Genomic DNA, 20,174 nt, shown 5'->3' on the forward strand with positions numbered 1-20,174 from the left:
TTTGCTGTTGGCAATAAAAAACATGAAAACGAGGATGAATTCCTATATAATAAAAAAGCAATCATTGTACGATAAGGAGAGATTTCGCGATGATTTTCAAAGTGTTTTACCAAGAAAATGCGGACGAAGTGCCCGTGAGAGAAAAAACGAAAACGCTCTACATCGAAGCAGAATCAGAGCGGGACGTACGCCGAAAACTGCAAGATCGTCCGATCAATATCGAGTATATTCAGCCGTTAGAGGGGGCGCATCTGGAGTACGAAAAGCGAAGCGCTAACTTTCAAGTATTGGAGACTTCATCATGAAACTATTAACAGATCAACAAGTTGGCGTTTTTGCCCTCGGCGGACTCGGTGAAATCGGGAAGAATACATACGGCGTACAATTTCAGGACGAAATTATTGTGATCGACGCGGGCATTAAATTTCCGGAAGACGAACTGCTCGGCATCGACTACGTCATCCCGGACTATTCGTATTTAGTGAAGCATGCGGAAAAAGTGAAAGGGCTGTTCATTACCCACGGGCATGAAGATCATATCGGCGGCATTCCGTACTTGCTCCGGCAGGTGAACATCCCCATTTACGGCGGCAAACTGGCGCTCGGGCTCATTCGCAACAAACTCGAAGAACACGGATTGCTTCGCCAAGCTAAGCTCATTGAAATTCGCGAAGACGATGTCATCCGTTTTCAAAAAACAGCGGTCACCTTTTTCCGGACGACGCACAGCATTCCGGACAGCTACGGCATCGTCGTCAAAACGCCAGTCGGGCAAATCGTCCATACCGGAGACTTTAAATTCGACTTTACGCCGGTCGGCGAACCAGCCAATTTGACGAAAATGGCTGAAATCGGGAAAGAAGGCGTCCTTTGCCTGCTTTCAGACAGCACGAACAGCGAAATTCCGCATTTCACGATGTCAGAGCGGCGCGTCGGCGAAAGCATTCACGACATTTTCCGCAAAGTGGACGGACGGATTATTTTTGCGACGTTTGCCTCCAACATCCACCGGCTTCAGCAAGTGACGGAAGCCGCAGTCGCCAACAACCGGAAAATCGCCGTCTTTGGCCGCAGCATGGAAGCGGCCATTGAAATCGGCCAAGATCTCGGCTACATTAAATGTCCGAAAGGCACGTTCGTCGATGCAAACGAAATCAACCGACTGCCGGCGAATCGGGTGACGATTTTATGCACCGGCAGCCAAGGTGAACCGATGGCCGCCTTGTCGCGCATCGCCAACGGCACGCACCGGCAAATTCAAATCATCCCGGGTGACACCGTCGTCTTTTCTTCATCGCCGATTCCGGGCAACACGGTGAGCGTCAACCGAACGATCAACATGCTGTACCGGGCCGGCGCCGAAGTGATCCACGGCCCGCTCAGCGACATCCACACGTCCGGGCACGGCGGACAGGAAGAACAAAAGCTGATGATCCGGCTTATGAAGCCAAAATATTTTATGCCGATCCACGGCGAATACCGGATGCAAAAAATGCACGCCAAGCTCGCCATCGACTGCGGCGTGCCGGAGGAAAACTGCTTTATTATGGATAACGGCGAAGTGCTCGGCATCAGCGACAGCGAAGCGCGCATCGTCGGCAAAATTCCGTCCGGCTCGGTTTACATCGACGGCAGCGGGGTCGGCGACATCGGCAACATCGTCTTGCGCGACCGCCGCATTTTGTCGGAGGAAGGGCTCGTGATCGTTGTCGTCAGCATCAACATGAAAGAGTTCAAAATCGCTGCCGGGCCTGATATTATCTCCCGCGGCTTCGTCTACATGCGCGAGTCGGGCGATTTGATCAGCGAGGCGCAGGCGCTCATCGCCAAACATCTCGAAAAAGTGCTTGAGCGAAAAACGAATCAATGGTCAGAAATTAAAAATGAAATTACTGAAACGCTCGCCCCGTTCTTGTACGAACGGACGAAACGGCGGCCGATGATCTTGCCGATCATCATGGAGATTTAACAAAAAAAGGGGGCTTTCGCAAAGTCCCCCTTTTTCTATGACGTGAACGATATAACGCCGCCGGCTGCTGGATACAACGCCCGAAAAATCTCCCAAACGACCCGGCTGGGTCGAATTTGAAGAACAACCGTTTCCGATTATGCCGCTAGCCGACGACTTTTTCCTCAAACCGGTCGATGTCGCTGTCAGCACCGATCACGACCAACACATCGCCTTTGCGGATGATTTCCGAAGCAAGCGGTGAGACGATGACGCTCGCTCCGCGCTTAATGGCGACGATGTTAATGCCGTAGCGGGCGCGGATGTCAAGCTCGAGCAGCGAATGGCCGTCAAGCCGTTCGCTCGCGACAATCTCGACGATGCTATGTTTGTCCGACAGCTCCAAATAGTCCAAGACGTTGTTCGAAATAAGGTTATGGGCGATCCGCTCCCCCATGTCCCGCTCCGGATGCACGATTTGGTCGGCGCCGATTTTTTTCAGCACTTTTTCATGGTAATCGTTTGTCGCCTTGACCGTAATATGGTTGACACCGAGCTCTTTTAAAATGAGCGTCGTTAAAATGCTCGCCTGAATGTTGTCGCCGATCGCAACAATGACATGGTCAAAGTTGCGGATGCCTAAGCTTTTCAGCACGTTTTCGTCCGTCGTATCGCCAACAACAGCGTGCGAGGCGATGGCTGCAAATTCGTTCACCCGATCTTCGTCAATGTCAATCGCGAGCACTTCCATCCCTTGTTCGCTCAATGTCCGGCAAATGCTGCCTCCAAATCGCCCGAGACCGATCACCGCAAACTGTTTCTTTTTCATCGTTGATTCCTCCACCAATTGTCAATCGTCGCTTCCCCCCTTATTGTAGCAAAAAAGAAAAGGAACGAAAACGATTCTTCGCTCCTTGTCGATCGTCGGTTACGCCTGCTCTGTCTTTTCCGTTTCTTTTTAACATGGCTGTTGCTCCGGTCAGCTCCGGCATTGGTTCACGCAGTTTCACGCTTCATTCCTCCATTGGAAAAGAAAGGCCTAACGCCCCGTTAGACCTTTCTCCATGATTCACGCGAATGGCCCTACACCGTCAACGTCGCTTGCCCCGGCTTCCAGTTGGCCGGACAGAGGCCGCCGGTTTGCAGCGCTTGCAGCACGCGCAATACTTCATCAACATCGCGGCCGATGTTGTTATGGTGAACGACGGCATATTTCAGCTCGCCTTCCGGATCGATGATGAATAGTCCGCGCAGCGCGACGCCCTCTTCTTCAATGAGCACGCCGTAATCGCGCGAAACTTGCTGCGTCCGATCGGCAGCGAGCGGGTATTTAATTTGACCGATGCCGTTTTGGTCGCGCGGCACATCCATCCACGCCTTATGCGAGTAAACCGAGTCGGTCGACGCGCCGATCACGACCGCGTCTAAGTCTTCGAACTCGTCATAACGGTCGGAGATGGCCGTAATTTCCGTCGGGCAAACGAACGTAAAATCGAGCGGATAGAAGAACAGCACGGTCCACTTGCTGTTTTTCATGTTTTCTTCAAGGCTGACGCGGCCGAATTCTCCGTTCGGCAGGACAGCCTCCATTTCAAAACGCGGAGCTTGTTTTCCGACTAGGCGCTCTGCCATATGTAATCCCTCCACTGCCAAAAAATAGCGATGCCTACCGTTCGCTGACATCATTCATTGCAACACTCCGAACCTTCGGACAGAGGTTAAAAAGAGGCGAAATGATTTCCCATCTTCTTTTCATCGGTTCTGTTTTAAGGAGAAACGGCCGCTATGTCTTGATTTCGCCCAACCTTGATTGGTTTGCTCAGGCGAACGGCCCCACAAAAAACGGGCTGCTGGCGCACACAGCCCGATAATTGTTACCGAAGCTTTTGTTCAATTTTTTGGCAAATTTCTTCCGCGGTAAGTCCGCTCGCTTCAATGACCGGACCGGACGTGACCATGTTTTGAATGCCGGTGACGTTTGTATCTAAGCCGGTAATGACGCAACAATCGCAGCCTTTCGCATCTTGTTCGCTACGCAGCGGAACAACGTCATACCCTCTTTCCTTCAACGCCTCCTGCACGTCGGTCAGCGATTGCTCGACACCGATTTTCGCCATCACACTCCACCTCCTCACACATAATGTGTCTTAATGGAGGCGGAACTATACTTCATTCCATATTCCCTTTCCACGAAAAATAGTCGATTAAAAAAGCGATGGCCCGATCGATCGCCGCCTCATTTGGGGCCAGCTTCGCATGGTGCAGCCCGTATGGCGAATCGACGCCAAGCCAAAACATAAAACCGGGGATCTCTGCCAACATATAGCCAAAATCTTCACCGGTCATCGCCTCTTTGCAGCGGATGACATTCATGTCGGCATGCGTTTCAGCAAATTGGATAAACTCTGTCGTCAACGACGGGTCGTTGTACACTTCGTGGTACATGGCGCCGTAATCAATCGCCGCCTCACATTCGTAAGCCACTTCCACCCCGCGGACGATCGCTTCAATCCGCCGCTTCACTGCCTGCATCGCCGCCGTCGACAGCGTCCGGATCGTCCCTTCGAGCCGAGCGCGTTCGGCGATGACGTTTTGCACGGTTCCGCCGGTAATTTTTCCGATCGTAATGACGGCGCTGTCAAGCGGATCAACGTTGCGGGCGACGATCGATTGCAGCTGGGTGACGAGCGTGCAGGCGGCGACGACCATATCGTTGGCTAAGTGCGGAAACGCCGCATGGCCGCCTTTCCCTTTTAAATCAATAAACAGTTCAGACGTATTGGCAAACAGCAGCCCTTCTTTCGTCGCGATCGTGCCGACCGGATATTCCGGGGCGATATGCAAGGCGACGATCATATCCGGCTTCCACTCGCGCATTATATCGCTTTCTAACATCGGCTTCGCCCCGCCCGGTCCTTCTTCGGCCGGTTGGAAAATAAACAGCAAATCGTCTTTGAGCGGGTGATGGGCAAAATGAGTCAACACGCCAAGAGCGATGCTCATATGGACGTCATGGCCGCACGCATGCATTTGCCCTTCATGTTCGGAGCGATACGGCAGGCCGGTTTCTTCGCTGATCGGCAAGCCGTCGATATCGGCGCGGTAGCCGATCGTTTTTTGCGGCGCTGTTCCGTTGACTTTCACAAAAATGCCGGTTTTCCACGTCCGGACATCAAGCCGCTCCTGCGGCAGCGACCGAATATACTCCAGCAAATATTGCTGTGTTTTAAACTCTTGAAACCCGAGTTCGGGAATTTTATGCAAGTCGCGGCGAATGGCGACAAATGGGCTGATCGCTTCCATCTTCTCTCCTCCAATCGAGTAGGAGAGGGTGACTAACCCTCGTCCTCTCACACCACCGTACGTACCGTTCGGTATACGGCGGTTCCATTAAGTCTGACGCAGAGATTCATATCGTTGATAAAGACTCTTCAGCCCTTGGGGAAGTTTGCCGCCCGCTTCCTTCAGATTCTGCGTCGCCGCAGACACCCTTGCGTTAAGCTAACTGCTACTTCTGCCTTCGCAGTTCGGGACTTTCACCCTATAGACTGCACCCATGCCGGGCGCACTCGGAAAAAAGCTGCCCTGTGAGCGGACAGCTTTTTCATGTCATTATAATTGGCGAAGCTCTTGTTTAATTTCCGTTTTCGCTCTCGTTTGTTCGTCAATTTGCTTAATGACGCGCGCCGGCACGCCGGCCACGACCGTATACGGCGGCACGTCTTCGACGACGATTGCCCCAGCAGCGACGACCGCCCCTTTGCCGACGGTGACACCTTCCAAAATGACGGCATTAGCTCCAACGAGAACATCATCTTCAATCACGACCGGCTTGGCCGATGGCGGTTCAATCACTCCGGCCAACACCGCGCCAGCGCCGATATGGCAGTTTTTCCCGACCGTTGCCCGGCCACCGAGCACGGCGTTCATATCGATCATCGTCCCTTCGCCGACGACGGCGCCGATGTTGATGACTGCTCCCATCATAATGACCGCATTGTCGCCGATCTCGACGTGATCGCGAATAATGGCGCCCGGCTCAATGCGCGCTTTCACCCCTTTTAAATCCAATAGCGGAATGGCGGAGTTGCGGCGGTCATTTTCGACGACATAATCCTCGATTTTGTCCCGATTCGCCTCGATAGCGGCTTGAATGTCTTGCCATTCGCCAAACACCACGCCGGTGTTGCCAGCGATAAACGTTTTCGCGCCCGGGCCGAAGTCGATGCCTTCCACGTTCCCTTTTATGTATACTTTGACCGGGGTTGATTTTTTGCTGTTTTGAATAAATGAGATGATTTCATTCGCATCCATCATTTTCATGGGCCATTGCTCCTCCTTGTCCATGTTCGTTTCTTCTTTACTGTAGCAAAACAAAGATGATCGTGGCAAGCGTCAATTCCCGGGCGCGCCCAGCTATGGCTTAGGCGTGCCTTTTTGTTTACGCAGTTCTTTATTTAGCTGCTTTAAAATTTCCCGCCGGGTAAAAATCCCTTCAAAATAGCCGTCATCGTTTTCTACGCAGACGAATGGATGATTGACGACAAGTCCGACCGCCTTCATCAAGCTGTCGTCGAGCCGGAGGCGCGGAATGTTTCGATTCATCACTTCTTCGACCTTCATCGTTTCGAGCCGTTCAAACTCGATGCGCTCTAATCCTAACATCGCATCCATAATCATCGTCATGCTGATGAGCCCATGCAGTTTATACGATGTATCGAGAACTGGGATCGCTGAATAACCGGTTTTTGTCAAGACGAGCAGCGCATGATCCAAATAGTTTTCAGGCTGAACGTGCGCGACTTTATCCGCAGGGATGAGGAATGGTTTAACCGTCATGTTGGCCGGCTGTTTGTTTCCTAACCATGTCATGCCAATGTTCCGCCTTTCTCTTTTTTGCATCTTTCCCTCTCCACTTTTATCATACCATAAAAAAGACTATCGCTTCTTGCCAAGCGATAGTACAAAACGACATGTTACCTTTCTTCAGTTAAAAGGCGGTCGTACAAACGTAAAAGCTGCCGATATCGTCGTTCGTCAGCCTCCTTATCCCCGTTTTCAATATCCGCCAGCTCCGAACGGACAAGTTCGAGCGCATATTCCTGGCTGAACAGCACCTCAAGCAACAATGACGCCTCCTCGCCCGACAGCTGCAGCGGCAGCCGCTTCGCCATCTTCACTCCCCCTTTGCCTCTTCCGCTTTCATATATATTCAGCGGCAAAGGAAAAAAGTCGTGGAAAAAAGCGTCATTTGCGGACAGGCAAAAAGGCCACCCATATGAATGGAATGGCCTTTTTTCAATAATAGCGCAACGCCAAATAACCAATGGCAAAAATGGCGAGCAAGGCCGCAAGTACGTAAGCGAGAAGCAGCGGGTTGCGCAAGTAGGCATGCTCCTCGACCGTTTTCGGAATCGGCCCGTCAAGCTCCCCTTGCCAACGCTGTTGGCGTCCGAGGCGAACCGTATAGACGAACCCGATGACCGCGATCAATACAGAGAGGGCGGATAACACAAAAGTCAACTGTGCCATAAGTTTCACCTCATGTTTACTTTGCCTCAATGAGAGGATTTTATGCGGTCAATAATGGGCGTCATGCTCAAACAAGTAGCTGTACGACAAGTCGATAAACAAATAATGGCGCTCATCAATCGGGTATGAATACGTCCGGATCGTCTCCCCGGTTTCAATGTCTGTATATAAATCCGATAAAATCCCTCTCCGGCGCGAACGCATGCGAATAATGTTTTCCAAAAAATACGGGCGCCAGCTCCAATTTTTCATGTAATATTGTTGCTGCAACTCCCAGCGGCCGCCGCGCTTAAACATATTGCCCGACTGTTGAAAGCCGTCTTCATCACAGACGTAAATGCGGAAGCAAACGTCATCGAGTTCGTCGGCCAGCAGCGAAATCAGCTCATTAAAGCCGCCCGCTTTTTTGTATTTGCCAAGCAGTGCGGCAATCCGTTGCTGAAACTGCTCGGAAATTTGATACAGCGTCTCGAGCTTTTTCTTTTCCTGTTGGATAAAGCGATGGCATTCTTGGCGCAGCAGTTCTTTCAACAGATCACGCGGCACGACTTCCGGCGCCGGCTTAGCCAAATAGTATCCTTGGTAGTAGCGGCCGCCATGCCGCCATGCGTACTGAAGCTGAAATGATGTTTCAATATCCTCATACAGAAGCGTCGCTCCGATTTTGCGCGCCAACAGCGAAATGGAATGAACGATTTCTTGATAAGCTTGGTGGACCGACGTTTTTCGCAATTCATGCAAGTCGATTTTTAAAATGTCAGGCGACAAAACGCCGATCCGCTCAAGATGAATGCTATGTTCGGCGATATTATCGACCGCCACTTTAATACCGTACGTGCGGATATACGTCAATAAATGGCTGAGCTGATCCAGGTCGCCTTTAAAATGCTGCTCGTTAATTTCCAATATGATGCGGCTAAGCGCCAACCCTTTCGCCTCGTAACCGAGAAGCAATTGCAAAAACGATTCGCCGCGGTCAAGCATCAATAAATTGGCGTCGCGGTTGAGAAAGATGAGCGGCGTCTCGTCATCGAGCGACAGAAAATAATCGAGCGCCTTTTTAGTGATCACATCATCCACTTCCATGCGAAACTCTTCCGGAATCGTTTCATCATGAAAAAACGGCCCGAGACTGACTGGCCCCGCTTCCGTTTGGAATCGCCCGAGCACTTCATATCCGATGACTCCATGCTCATCGGCGCTAAAAATCGGTTGATAGTACGGGATCACTTGCGACAAGTTGGCCATCACGTCTAATGCATCCATCATGCTCACCTCATTCTGGTCGACCATCTTTGCCTTTATTATAGCATAATTGCCCAATCGTTCCTGACTCGTAAAAAAAGCGGCTCCCCTGACAGCAGGGAATCCGCTTGTGACAAAGGCCGTTGCGTGCAATGAGCCGGTTGCCCGCGATAAATGAAGAAATACCGCCTGCAATCCCTTTTGGGTGAGGACCATCTTGCTTTATGGCAAATTTGATTAAAACGGCCGCCGGTTCAGCCATTGGCCGCCGTCGACTGTGATGCAAGCGCCGTTAATGTAAGCGGCTTCATCCGAAAGCAAAAACGAAGCGACCGCCGCGATTTCTTCCGGCGTCCCGAGCCGCCCGAGCGGCACGCTTTCCAACGTCATCCGCTCCGCTTCCTCTGATTCCCAAAGCCGCTCCGCCCCGCCTGTCCGCTCGATCGGCCCCGGGGCGATGGCATTAACGCGGAAGCCGTATTTCTTCCCCCACTCGACCGCCAATGTGCGCGTCATCGCCAGCACCCCGGCCTTGGCGCTTGCCGAATGAATGACCCCCGCGCCGGCATGCCAGGCGTACGTCGCAATGATGTTGATGATGCTCCCTTTCAAGCCGCGCGGAATCCAATAGTTGCCGACTTCACGGCTGCAGTAAAACGTTCCGTTCAATACGATGTTGATGACGCTGTTCCAACCGTTGATCGACAGCTTTTCCGCCGGACAAATAAAATTGCCGGCCGCGTTGTTAACGAGAGCATCAATGCGGCCAAACTCCGCATCGACCCGTGCGACCATGTCCGCGACTTGCTCCGGATTGCGCACATCCATCGGAACAACAAGCACCCGCCCGCCGCCGGGCGTTTCCATTTCCCGCTTAGCCTCTTCCAGCGCTTCGGCCCGCCTTCCCGTAATGACAACGTTCGCCCCTTCAGAGACAAACCGCTTCGCCATATATTTTCCCATTCCGCTCGACCCGCCGGTAACAATGATGACTTTTCCGTTCATTCGCCTCTCCCCCTATGACTGATTGCTCATTCATTTTACTGTTTCTTCAGTTCTCTTTCTTTTTCTAGCATAGGGCAAATTCTTCTTCTTTTCAACAAAAATAACTGATTTTTTTGAAAATCAAAGCTCACTGATTTCTTTCCTGCTTTCCCTTTTCCTAAGAGTGAGGGGCCTTCTTGATTAGGCAACATGATTTTTCTCCTATTGTTCTTCCCTTCTAGTTTTCGTTATAATAAAGCTACTTGTGAAAGGACGACGAGACGATGCATCGTATTGAAACAGCCAAAATGAACCGACGCGCGTTTTTAAAAAAACTGACACGCACCGGCTTTGCCGCGGCGCTGGCGACATCGCTCGCCTACGGCTACGCCCGCTGGGTTGAACCGTCACAATTGACGGTGACGCACCATACACTGTCACACCCGCTCATCCCGAGGGCGTTTCACGGCGTAAAACTGCTGCAATTCAGCGACCTCCATCTCGGGCATTATGACAGCTTGAAGCGCTTTTACCACGTGATCGACCGAATTAACACGCTGGAGCCTGATCTTGTTGTTTTTACCGGCGATTTGCTCCATGAGGCGAACCGATACCCGCACACTGAGACGGTCGCTGAAGCGCTGGCAAACATCCGCGCCCCGCTTGGGAAATTCAGCGTTTATGGCAACCACGACCACGGCGGCTACGGAACGGACATTTACCGCCGGCTGATGGAACGGGCCGGGTTTCGCGTCCTTGTCAACGAGCATGCGCTCGTTCGCCGCGGACAAGAGGCGATCGCTGTGGCCGGCGGTGACGATATGATGCTCGGCCGGCCCGATTGGGCGAAAATGACGGCGGGCATTCCGCCGGCAACATATACGATCGCCCTCGTTCACGAACCGGACAGCGCCGTTGAGACGTGCCGCTACCCGATTCATGCCCAACTTTCCGGCCATAGCCATGGCGGACAAATCCAGCTGCCGTTTATCGGTCCGCTCATGACTCCGCCGCTGTCTGAACGGTATTACGAAGGATTTTACCACGTCGGCGGGCTTGTGCTGTACGTCAACCGCGGCCTCGGCACAACAAGGGTGCCGCTTCGCTTTTTCGCTCCGCCGGAACTGACGGTCTTTTCGCTCACTAATCGCGAAAAATAGGTCAAGCAAGTCACAACTATGTTATAATGGAAAGAAAAAAGGAGACATGCCGATGAAACCGTTGCAGTTGACGGTCGACAATATCGCCAAAGCCATTTTTACAGTCAACCGCCATGCGAAGACGGCATTGAACCCTTCGTTTCTTTATCTTCTCAAGAAAAAAGCCATCGAAAAGCTGCTTGAGGAAGGCAAGGCGAAAAAGGTCGGCCTCCATTTTTCCCGCAATCCAAAATACAGCCAGCAGCAATCTGATGTGCTCGTGGCCGTCGGCGACTACTATTTCCACATTCCTCCGACAAAACAAGATTTCGCCGCCCTCCCGCACCTCGGCGCGCTCAGCGACTCATACCGAAATCCTTCCGTTCGGATGCCGCTATCGGAGGCAAAAGCGATTCTCATCGCCTACACCGGGATCAAGGAATCGACGGAACGAAAGCCGAAACGGTTGACAAAGCCGATGTTTAAGCGGCTTGGCGACCGCTACTAAACAAGGCGCCGGAATGTTCCCGACGCCTTCTTTTCTTTCCCCTGCTTACTCATGATGGAACTCAGAGCTCCGCTCCCCCGGCAGTGAAGCGGATTCAGTGGCCATTGTTTCACTTCATCTGAAAGTGGATGCTCCCCGCTCAAAATCAGAAACAGGAGCGGCCTTTACACATTGAGAAAATGGGCCGATTACGGGAGATTCAGACCGATACCCCCTTTCGCTTCATGCTTCCCCATTGTTTTCGGCGACGGATGGCGTCGATGATTCCTTCGCACCGCCACCATGCCGTCAGCGGGCGATACCAAAACGTCTCCGTCAGCGAGAAGAAAAAGAGCCACACAAAATCCGAGACGTTCGGAAACTTCCGCTCGGTCCATTCCTCAAGCAACACGGCGGCAGCGGACAAAAGCGAGCCGTACAAAACAGAAACCACCAACAAAAGAAGAGCAAACTCGATATATAGGCTTCCGAGAAACAGTGAGAGAACCATGACGATATATCCGGTTAGCTCCACAACCGGACCGAGAAACTCAATGAACCAAAAATATGGGAAAGAAAGGAGGCCGATCGAACCGTATTTCGGGTTGAACAACAGCGTCCGGTGGCGCCATAAGCTTTCAAGCAGCCCGCGATGCCAGCGTCGCCGCTGTTTACGCAAGTCGCCATACGTTTCCGGCGCCTCCGTCCAGCAGACCGGGTCCGGGATGTAGATAATTTTTTTCGCCTCATTTTTTTCCCGCGCCAGCCGGTGCAGACGCACGACAAGTTCCATATCCTCGCCGGCCGTATCCGCATACCCGCCTGCCTCGATTACCCACTGTTTGGAAAAAACGCCAAACGCACCAGAAACAATCAGCAGCAAATTATGGCGGCTTAAGCCGAGACGGCCGAGCAAAAACGCGCGCAAATATTCGATCGTTTGCATAATGACAAGCGGCCGCCGCGATAGCCCGACCTTCACAATGTCACCGCGCTCAATCCGGCAGCCATTGGCGATGCGGATGCTGCCTCCTGAGGCGATCACTTCCCCGTCCGACTCGATCATCGGTTTCATCACTTTTAAAAAGGCGCGCCGCTCCAACACGGAATCGCCGTCAATCGAACAAATATACGGGTAGCGGGCGGCGTTGATCCCCGCGTTTAACGCATCCGCCTTCCCGCCGTTTTCTTTATCAAGGACGAATAAGTGCGGATAGGCCGGCGATCGTAGATGGCTTTGATTTCTTTTGCCGCCAGCTGGCGGCGAATCACGCGATACACGGGCCGAAGCCCGAAATGCTCAATCAGCTGCTCAAGCGTCCGATCCGTCGAACCGTCATTGATGACGATCACCTCATATTGCGGATATTCAATGCTGAGCAGCGAGCGGATCGAGCCGACGATGCCGGCTTCCTCATTATAGGCGGGAACGAGGATGGACACCGGCTTTGCATAGCTCACATCGAGCAGCTCCTCGTACGGCTCCCAATCGTCAAGCCGATGGGTGCGCCGTAAGTGGACAAAGGAAACGGCGAGCAGAAACGTATAAAAAACGACGACACCGGCCATATAAACGAGCACAGCCTGCCCGATGGCCGCCACAATTGTCTGCCATGGCCCCACTATATCTCCTCCTCTTCGAGCCATTGCCTTGCCATATCGCGGGCGTAGCGGTCGTCCACATGTTGAGCCGCTGTACGCAATACAGCCCGGCCGTTCGGAAGGCGGGCGATGGCCGCGGCCGCCTCGGAACGAACGGCAAAGGAACGGTCTGAAAGCCGCTCGCACAGAAGCGGGAGCAGCTTTTCTTCCCGGTATTTTCCGGCAAGGCGGGTCGCTATCAATCTCTCTTGCCAATGCGGCGAGCGCAAGTGGCGCTCGAGCTGCCGCGCGCCAAGTGGCACACCGATTTCCGCCATCGCCTTGAGCGCACGAACGCGGATTTCCAAATCTTCCGATGCTAATAGCTGCTCCAAAAACAGTCCTTCCTGACGGCGGCGGATGCCGATCATGTCGATCAACGCATATTTTCCCGCCGGCGGCAGTTCAGCAAACCGTTTTTTTACCTGTTGAAGCAGCTGCTCGCTCATATGGCCAAAAATGATGCGATACGCAAATTCCGTCAACTCATATTTCGGTTGAAACACATATGTCACGACCGGACGATAATCAAATTTGGCGAAAATGGCCAATATTTTCGCTGTCTCCCCTTCTGTGACCCCAGCGGAACGGTACAGCCGTTCGATGTCGGGCAGCATCCCCTTCATCTGCAAGTCTTCGATCAGAAACAGCGCGTTCATCCGCTCGCTCCATTGCCGGCTTGCCAGCCGGTGGCGCAGCCAGCCTTGAAAGTGCGCTTCAGCAAACGCGCGCAGGCGCGTCTGCACATGCTCCCCTTTCAATAACGAGGCAAAGCTATCCAACAGTTGGAGCACAGCCTCCCGTTCAAGCGGCGATGAAAAACGAAACGAAAGCTCCTCCTCTCCGAGCAAATAGCGAAGCAGCGGGAGACGGCGTTCTTCCTTATAGGCGCGCAGCCGGGCCTGGCGCCGGTTTTCCCGCCATTTGCGCACGATCAAATAAATGAACAGCCCGGTCAGCACCGCCGACAAAGCAGCCGCCACCGCGACGGCGAAAACGAGCGCCATTACTCATCCAGCTCCTTTAGCAGCCGGCGCAGCCGCGCTTCAAGCTCAAGCCATTTGAACGGCTTTGTCACATACTCATCGACCCCTTTTTCGAGAGCATCAGCGATTTCCCGCTCATCTTGGCGCGACGTCAGCATCATCACTTTATGCGGCGTCCGCCGGCGGCGGAGGCGGTGCAACACCTCAAGGCCGTCCATTTTCGGCATCACCCGGTCTAAAATGACGACGAAGCGCCGTCCATGTTCACAGAGCGGCGATTCGAGGAAGGAAAGCCCGTCGCCAAACTCATAAATGTCCACCTCCCGCTCCTGCTCGGCGGCAAGCTTGCGAACGAGATCAGCGATGACCGTTCGCGCCAATTCATCATCGTCGACAATGGCAACAGCCCACCGCTGTTTGCCCGCCTGGCGATGTTGTGTTTCGTTCTGAGCGCCATTGGCGTGAGACGGTTGCCTCCGCGCTTCTTCAACTCGGTTGCCGCCCTTTCTTTTGGCTGCATACAGCGCTTTGTCGGCCAGCTTGAGCCAATGATCGAGCGGTTCGTTCGGATCGTCGCATTCGACAAAACCGGCGGAAAACGTACACGATAGGCGCGCGCCGTCCGCCTCAACTTCCTCGGAAGCGAACTGGCGCTGCAGCCGCCTAAGCACACGGCGCGCTTCTCCTGTCGATGTTTTTGCCAGCCAAACGATAAACTCCTCGCCCCCAAAGCGGACGACCGTATCCATTCCCCGCGTATGTTGAAGCAAAAAGGCAGCCAGCTTTTTTAACACCGCATCACCCATCAAGTGGCCGAAACGGTCATTGACTTGCTTGAAATGGTCCAAGTCGAGCAGCGCCAGACAGCTCGGTGTCCCGGAACGCTCGAGATCGCTGCGCAGGCGGGCATACACTCGCGGCAAGTATTTACGATTGTAGACGCCGGTTAACTCATCAATAAGCACAAGTTCATCAATTTTCCGCTTTTTTTCTACGAGACGCCGGACACGAATGAACAGCTCGCCAGCTGCAGCCGGCTTCACGACGACATCGTCGGCGCCAAGCTCATACCATTTTAGATGGACGGCTTTGCGCCCGTCTGTGCCGACGATCACTACCGGAATGTAGGAAGCGCGACCGGCGTTCTCCAGCAGAGCAAGGAAAGAAGGAGTTTCTAAATGATCTTCCCCGATGTCGACGATGATGCAGTCCGGGTTGAGGCGAAACATGGATGCTGCCGCCTGTTCGAAGGAAGGAAGTGTGATGAAGCGCCACGATACGGTTTGCAGTGATCCGCGGAGATAAGCAAAAAATAGCGGATCATTTCCGCAGAGAAGAACGACGGCTTCCGGTCCTCCGCGTTGCGGGAGGGAAGTGATTGGAGAAGAATCGGTTTCTTCGGCTTCATAGCAGCGGCGAAGGAGCGGAACCATCTCCGCCAGCGCCTCCTCCGCCGTCCATTGCCGTTCCTTTTGCCTGTTCGTGCGCTGAAGAATCCGTTCCGCTTCGGCAGCGATATCATTGCGGCCGATCACCTCCGCCGCCCGGCCGATGGCACCGAAAAACCGGGTCAACTCCGCGCTGCTGAGCGGCGGTGAAGCCTCCCATTGTTCATACTGTTCTTTTATCCGGTCTAGTAACGAGACGACATAGGAATCCAACTTCCCTCTCCTTTCCTCATGGTAAACATTTCCTAATTGTGATAAAAAAAAGCCCCGAGCTGCTTCCGTTTTCACGTTCCCCCCCTTTTTTCCTATTATTAATATAGTCGACACGGTCTAAAAACATTCTGGTCTTCCTCCTTCACTTACCCGGGGCAGAAGAGGGGACCTCTCACACTCCCCTGCGCTCAAGCGCATTCGGTTGCCGTTCGTCTCGGCTTTCTCCTTATCTAGAAGGCTGGTGAAAAACAACGCCTGCCCCTAGCTGACATCAGATCACTTGAAATGAGAAGCCGATGCCGCAAAGCTTCTCAATTTGAAAAACAAGGCGGGGAAGCGACCTGCTCCTTCAATCACCGATCTTCTATGCAACGGTATCAAGAGCGTGAACTACCCCCACTTAATTTTCTAGCGAAAATTTGAAGTGGGGGCTTCCAAAGAAGTTTGACTGCTTCAAGCAATCCTTATTCTTTGAGGCGTGTCCACTTCGCCGCTAGAGCATAAGACACTCAGTCATATTTTCCTTGTTTGGCAAGAATGATCAAACCAAAGAAAGATTTAAAGGCTTCATTGACCTTTTTTAAAATTTGCTGTGCCATGTTGCTGTTTAACAGCTTATAGTTTTCGTTAGTTTTTGCAAGATGATAGTTTTTCTCATAATTAAGAAATTCCTTGTGTTCAAAATAGTATTGTCTGACATGGTACAATCCGACGTTGTACATGTTCTTGGCAATATGGCACAGTTCTCGAAGAGTCAAGTATTCTTCTTTGGTCAAACCATTTAGCTGTTGTTTGATACAAAAATACATGTTTTCACCTCCCATCTAACTATATGATACTATATTTTACTGAATCTATCCTATTTTCAGCAAAATATAGTTAAGGCGATTCATCTCCCACTTACTCCGCTTCGCTTCGTTGAAGTGGGAGTCTTCTCGCCTAATTAAGATAAAAAGGCCGTTGCCTTGTTGCAACGGCGCTGTTTAATATAAAAAGTCAAGCAAGCGGCGGTCCGCCAAATTCGTATCCACCGGACAAACTTCCGCGTCGCGCCCGTACTGCCAGACCCAGACGTTCGCGCTGCAAGGCGGGGCGGCCGGCTGGTAACGCGGCGCTTTTTGTTCTTTCGTCGTTCCCGGCCTTGGAGCCGCGCTCCAAATGACGGCCTGCACCGCCACTTGGTTGTTCCTCCCCACCGCCTCGCAATAAGCGGCGGCGAAATCTCCCTTCGTTGGATCGGCGTACAGTCCCGGGCGATACCCGGTCGGATAAAGCGTTTCCACCCAAGCAGCGATCCAAGCCGCGTCGACGGCAAAAAAGTCTTCAATGTTGGCAAACAGCAATTTATTTTTCGGAATGCCGAGCCGCCGCGCATGGAACACCGCATTGCGCGCCGCCACTTGCCCGTTCGCATAGCCGACCGCCTCACGAAAGGCGTTGTAGATGGGCATCACTTTGACTCCATAGTTGCGGATGCGGGTGATCTCGTCCCGCGTCAACCCTTCCGACACATTAGGCACTTCCACCAAATAGCGGCCCCAAAATTTCGGATAACCGAGCTCTGTCCGTACGCATTGAAACAATTGGTCCGTTACGACTTGCGCCGAATCAACGCCCCAAACACCTCTTACCATCCTTCCCCCTCCTTCGCGGTCACATTGCCACAGTTATGTATATGAGAGGGACAGCTTGTTTTATACGGCTGCTAGCGGCGCTCCCGATCCTCTTTCGCCCAGTCGCCTTTTAACAGTTGGAACCATCCGTTGCGCTTAAACCAGACAAACATCGTTATGCCGATGGTTGCCATGACAGCCAATACGGCAAAGTACCCATATTTCCAGCGCAGTTCGGGCATATAGTCAAAGTTCATCCCATAAATGCCCGCAATAAAGGTGAGCGGCATAAAAATCGTCGTAATGGCCGTAAACGTCATCATAATGTTATTCATTCGGTTGGAGTTGAGCGACAAATAGCTGTCGCGAATATCGGCGGTAATTTCCCGATTCGTCTCAATCATTTCTGACAGCTTTAATAAATGATCGTAAATATCATAGAAATACAGCTGCCGCTCTTTCATGCGCTGCAGCCGATCGGAGTGGATGATGCGGTACAATAAGTCGCGCATCGGCACAATCGTCCGGCGCAATCTCGATAAATCGCCGCGAATGTCAAACACTTTTTCGATAATGTCATGAATCGGCTCGTTGTTCGTATTTTCCTCTAAATCATTCAACACATCTTCAATGTAGTACAGCGGAGGGAAGTAATCATCAACGAGCTTGTCGATCAGCCGATACATGACATGAAACGGCCCCTGCTGCACGTCCTGCTCGCTCTTCAGCCGCTCCCATACGTCCTCGACCGCATGAACCGGCGACTTATGAAACGAAACGATAAAGTTTTGTCCGACAAACAGATCGACTTCCTCAGCCTCAAGCGTCGTCCCCGCAATCGCATGGAGGACAACAAATAAGTAGCGGTCATAAAAATCGAGTTTCGGCCGCTGCACATATTCCAAACAGTCCTCAATCGCGAGCGGGTGGAAACGGAAAAACGAGGCGAGCAAGTCGGATTCCTCTTCCGTCGGCTCATGAAAATCGACCCAATACCATGAAACGTCCGGGCTGTTGACGAGCGTTAAATCGACATCATGCATAACCTCAAACTCTTTTGTTACGACACACGTGCGGATCATCGCCATCTCACCTTGCCATTTTTTTCTCTTCTTATCATAACCGAAAAGACGTTACACCCCAACAAAAAACGGGTATAGAAATCGTGTAGAGAAAAAAATGACAAAAAATATTTATCTAAATTTTCTTTACATTTTCACCAAAAACGATGATAATATAAAAAAGGGAACTCCTTCGTTCCCATATGGGAGGGAATCAACGATGTACGAAAAACAGTATCCGAACGAAGGCGCCGTATTGTTCAACCAGCCGGAAGAAAAAAGCAGCTATGGTCCAATGGCCGAACGAGTATTGAAAGAAGCGATCTTCCAGTTTCAGAGAAAAAAACTGATGGAAAAAATTGATGAGGCGCTCGCTGCCCGCAACAAGCCGCTGTTTTTCAAACTTTCCGCCCAGTATAACGACTTGTTGAAAAAATACGGCGCGTAAAAGGAGCGAACGAAGTTGGAGTGTGAATCGTCCATGACAGGGTGAGCCCCATTTCCGTCTGCGGAAACGATCCGAACGGAAAGGGGCTCATTTTTGTTTTTCTGTTTTTCATTCTCAATGGTACAATAGAGAAAAAACGGAAAGGTGGACAACTCGTGAAACACCTCTTTCAGCCACGCGTCCAAGCCATTCAACTGTCAGGCATCCGCCAGTTTTTCAACCTTGTCGCCGGCCGGCCGGGGCTAGTTTCCTTGACGATCGGCCAGCCGGATTTTCCGACGCCCGATCATGTCAAAGCGGCCGCCCAAGAAGCGATCGCCGATGATTTCACCACGTATACGGCGAACGCCGGCCTCCTTGAGCTGCGCCAGGCGGCTTGTCAGTTTGTCGCCGATAAATACGGGCTTCGCTACAGCCCGGATGAAGTGATCGCCACCGTCGGCGCCAGTCAAGCGCTTGATATTACGTTTCGCACCATTTTAGAAGAAGGGACAGAAGTGCTTCTTCCTGCGCCGGTCTATCCCGGCTATGAGCCGCTCATCCGCCTGTGCGGGGCGAAACCGGTGCACATCGACACAAGACAAAACGGCTTTCGTCTGTCGGCCGAGCTGATCGCCCCTTACATCACCGACAAGACGCGCTGCCTTGTCCTTCCGTATCCGTCCAATCCGACCGGAACGACGCTGTCAAGTGAAGCGCTTGAAGCCATCGCCGCGCTGATGAAAGGACGGCCGATTTGGATCGTGTCTGATGAAATTTACAGCGAGCTCGTCTATCGCGGACGCCACCGCTCGATCGCTGAATGGCTGCCAGAGCAGACGATCGTCATCAACGGGCTAAGCAAGTCGCACTCGATGACCGGCTGGCGCATCGGGTTTGTCTTCGCCCCGTCCTTTGTCATCGAACAGATGGTCAAAGTGCACCAATACAGCGTCTCCTGCACGTCATCCGTCAGCCAAAAAGCGGCGGTTGAGGCGCTTACCGCCGGCAAAAACGACGCCGAGGCGATGCGCGCCGCTTACGCCGAACGGCTTGAGTACGCATACAATCGCCTCACGGCCATGGGGCTTCCGGTCGAAAAACCGGACGGCGCGTTTTATTTATTTCCATCGATCGCTGCGTTTCATATGCCATCGTTTGATTTTGCCGTTGATGTCGTTGAAAAAGCCGGCGTCGCCCTCGTCCCCGGCAGCGCCTTTTCGGAATACGGCGAAGGCTATGTCCGCCTGTCGTACGCCTATTCGCTTGACGTGCTCAAAGAAGGGCTCGATCGGCTCGAGCGATACGTTCAGGCGAAGAGGAACAGCCGGTAAAATGAGAGCGGCTTTGTTTTCCTTTCAGCGCGCTGCCGCATGCGGATTCCACCGGCTGATTTGCGCACATATGCAAAAAAGGAGGGCCCGCAAAAGCAACGGGACCCCTTTTTCAT

22 protein-coding genes and 2 pseudogenes are annotated in these 20,174 nt (G+C 52.5%); 6 read left to right on the forward strand and 18 right to left on the reverse strand.

All coding sequences use genetic code 11. From position 1 onward, the window contains the following. Nucleotides 1-89: 89 nt before the first annotated feature. Complete coding sequence (locus B9L21_RS11120; protein WP_063166431.1) at nucleotides 90-305, forward strand: DNA-dependent RNA polymerase subunit epsilon; 216 nt, start codon at nucleotides 90-92, stop codon at nucleotides 303-305. Beyond that, nucleotides 302-1,969: a ribonuclease J1 gene (gene rnjA / locus B9L21_RS11125; RefSeq protein WP_063166432.1), complete on the forward strand. Its 1,668-nt coding sequence runs from the start codon at nucleotides 302-304 to the stop codon at nucleotides 1,967-1,969. Before B9L21_RS11120 ends, rnjA begins: the two co-directional genes overlap by 4 nt. Nucleotides 1,970-2,114: 145 nt before the next feature. Here the strand turns inward: rnjA and B9L21_RS11130 are convergent, their stop codons facing one another. The 12 genes from B9L21_RS11130 to B9L21_RS17685 all read right to left on the reverse strand — a co-directional run bounded on the left by B9L21_RS11130 (nucleotide 2,115) and on the right by B9L21_RS17685 (nucleotide 9,921). Continuing rightward, nucleotides 2,115-2,777, reverse strand: coding sequence for a potassium channel family protein (locus tag B9L21_RS11130; protein WP_063166433.1), 663 nt, complete (start codon nucleotides 2,775-2,777; stop codon nucleotides 2,115-2,117). Nucleotides 2,778-2,817: 40 nt separating this feature from the next. After that, a complete protein-coding gene (locus tag B9L21_RS17680) occupies nucleotides 2,818-2,958 on the reverse strand; it encodes a hypothetical protein (RefSeq protein ID WP_156485823.1) in 141 nt (46 codons plus the stop codon). 73 nt (nucleotides 2,959-3,031) lie between these two features. Further along, nucleotides 3,032-3,580 carry a peroxiredoxin gene (locus B9L21_RS11135; protein ID WP_063166434.1) on the reverse strand — a complete coding sequence of 183 codons (549 nt, stop codon included), beginning with the start codon at nucleotides 3,578-3,580 and terminating at the stop codon, nucleotides 3,032-3,034. A 242-nt stretch (nucleotides 3,581-3,822) separates the two neighbouring features. Beyond that, entirely contained in the window at nucleotides 3,823-4,065 is a 243-nt protein-coding gene (locus B9L21_RS11140; protein ID WP_063166435.1) for a YkuS family protein, read from the reverse strand. A gap of 52 nt (nucleotides 4,066-4,117) precedes the next feature. After that, nucleotides 4,118-5,251 (reverse strand): N-acetyldiaminopimelate deacetylase, encoded by a 1,134-nt coding sequence (locus B9L21_RS11145; protein WP_063166436.1) that lies wholly within the window; start codon nucleotides 5,249-5,251, stop codon nucleotides 4,118-4,120. Nucleotides 5,252-5,560: 309 nt separating this feature from the next. Beyond that, on the reverse strand, nucleotides 5,561-6,271 hold the full coding sequence (gene dapD, locus B9L21_RS11150; protein ID WP_063166437.1) for a 2,3,4,5-tetrahydropyridine-2,6-dicarboxylate N-acetyltransferase: 711 nt from the start codon (nucleotides 6,269-6,271) through the stop codon (nucleotides 5,561-5,563). Nucleotides 6,272-6,364: 93 nt separating this feature from the next. Next, complete coding sequence (cbpB, locus tag B9L21_RS11155) at nucleotides 6,365-6,820, reverse strand: cyclic-di-AMP-binding protein CbpB (protein ID WP_063167393.1); 456 nt, start codon at nucleotides 6,818-6,820, stop codon at nucleotides 6,365-6,367. Between the two features lie 104 nt (nucleotides 6,821-6,924). Next, nucleotides 6,925-7,122, reverse strand: coding sequence for an antirepressor AbbA (abbA, locus tag B9L21_RS11160; protein ID WP_063166438.1), 198 nt, complete (start codon nucleotides 7,120-7,122; stop codon nucleotides 6,925-6,927). A gap of 124 nt (nucleotides 7,123-7,246) precedes the next feature. Then, nucleotides 7,247-7,480 carry a hypothetical protein gene (locus B9L21_RS11165; protein ID WP_063166439.1) on the reverse strand — a complete coding sequence of 78 codons (234 nt, stop codon included), beginning with the start codon at nucleotides 7,478-7,480 and terminating at the stop codon, nucleotides 7,247-7,249. Nucleotides 7,481-7,528: 48 nt separating this feature from the next. Continuing rightward, on the reverse strand, nucleotides 7,529-8,746 hold the full coding sequence (locus B9L21_RS11170) for an EAL-associated domain-containing protein (protein ID WP_063166440.1): 1,218 nt from the start codon (nucleotides 8,744-8,746) through the stop codon (nucleotides 7,529-7,531). Between the two features lie 216 nt (nucleotides 8,747-8,962). After that, complete coding sequence (fadH, locus tag B9L21_RS11175; RefSeq protein ID WP_063166441.1) at nucleotides 8,963-9,730, reverse strand: 2,4-dienoyl-CoA reductase; 768 nt, start codon at nucleotides 9,728-9,730, stop codon at nucleotides 8,963-8,965. A gap of 35 nt (nucleotides 9,731-9,765) precedes the next feature. Next, entirely contained in the window at nucleotides 9,766-9,921 is a 156-nt protein-coding gene (locus B9L21_RS17685; RefSeq protein WP_156485824.1) for a hypothetical protein, read from the reverse strand. Nucleotides 9,922-9,993: 72 nt separating this feature from the next. Here B9L21_RS17685 and B9L21_RS11180 point away from each other — a divergent pair, with 72 nt between their 5' ends. Both B9L21_RS11180 and B9L21_RS11185 read left to right on the forward strand, forming a co-directional pair. Next, nucleotides 9,994-10,869: a metallophosphoesterase gene (locus B9L21_RS11180; protein ID WP_063166442.1), complete on the forward strand. Its 876-nt coding sequence runs from the start codon at nucleotides 9,994-9,996 to the stop codon at nucleotides 10,867-10,869. A 52-nt stretch (nucleotides 10,870-10,921) separates the two neighbouring features. After that, nucleotides 10,922-11,356, forward strand: a complete 435-nt coding sequence (locus B9L21_RS11185; protein WP_063166443.1) for a YkyB family protein — start codon at nucleotides 10,922-10,924, stop codon at nucleotides 11,354-11,356. A gap of 199 nt (nucleotides 11,357-11,555) precedes the next feature. Here B9L21_RS11185 and B9L21_RS11190 read toward each other — a convergent pair. The 6 genes and pseudogenes from B9L21_RS11190 to corA form a co-directional block, all read right to left on the reverse strand. Beyond that, nucleotides 11,556-12,904 (reverse strand): annotated as a pseudogene (locus B9L21_RS11190) (glycosyltransferase family 2 protein). A 53-nt stretch (nucleotides 12,905-12,957) separates the two neighbouring features. Continuing rightward, the gene (locus tag B9L21_RS11195; RefSeq protein ID WP_063166444.1) at nucleotides 12,958-13,983 is read right to left on the reverse strand and encodes a HEAT repeat domain-containing protein; all 1,026 of its coding nucleotides are present in this window, start codon (nucleotides 13,981-13,983) and stop codon (nucleotides 12,958-12,960) included. After that, nucleotides 13,983-15,623, reverse strand: a complete 1,641-nt coding sequence (locus B9L21_RS11200; protein WP_063167394.1) for a diguanylate cyclase — start codon at nucleotides 15,621-15,623, stop codon at nucleotides 13,983-13,985. The genes B9L21_RS11195 and B9L21_RS11200 overlap by 1 nt, the downstream gene beginning before the upstream one ends. A 512-nt stretch (nucleotides 15,624-16,135) precedes the next feature. Continuing rightward, nucleotides 16,136-16,432: pseudogene (locus tag B9L21_RS11205) on the reverse strand (RNA-guided endonuclease TnpB family protein); the annotation flags it as partial. 174 nt (nucleotides 16,433-16,606) lie between these two features. Next, entirely contained in the window at nucleotides 16,607-17,257 is a 651-nt protein-coding gene (locus B9L21_RS11210) for a glycoside hydrolase domain-containing protein (RefSeq protein ID WP_063166446.1), read from the reverse strand. A gap of 71 nt (nucleotides 17,258-17,328) precedes the next feature. Continuing rightward, nucleotides 17,329-18,324: a magnesium/cobalt transporter CorA gene (gene corA, locus B9L21_RS11215; protein WP_063166447.1), complete on the reverse strand. Its 996-nt coding sequence runs from the start codon at nucleotides 18,322-18,324 to the stop codon at nucleotides 17,329-17,331. Between the two features lie 193 nt (nucleotides 18,325-18,517). On the opposite strand from corA, the gene B9L21_RS11220 reads away from it, so the two are divergent. Then, the gene (locus tag B9L21_RS11220) at nucleotides 18,518-18,745 is read left to right on the forward strand and encodes an IDEAL domain-containing protein (protein WP_063166448.1); all 228 of its coding nucleotides are present in this window, start codon (nucleotides 18,518-18,520) and stop codon (nucleotides 18,743-18,745) included. Between the two features lie 155 nt (nucleotides 18,746-18,900). Next, nucleotides 18,901-20,058, forward strand: coding sequence for an aminotransferase A (locus B9L21_RS11225; RefSeq protein ID WP_063167395.1), 1,158 nt, complete (start codon nucleotides 18,901-18,903; stop codon nucleotides 20,056-20,058). Nucleotides 20,059-20,174 lie beyond the last annotated feature (116 nt).

This window comes from Geobacillus uzenensis (assembly GCF_002217665.1).
Lineage (GTDB): Bacteria > Bacillota > Bacilli > Bacillales > Anoxybacillaceae > Geobacillus > Geobacillus subterraneus.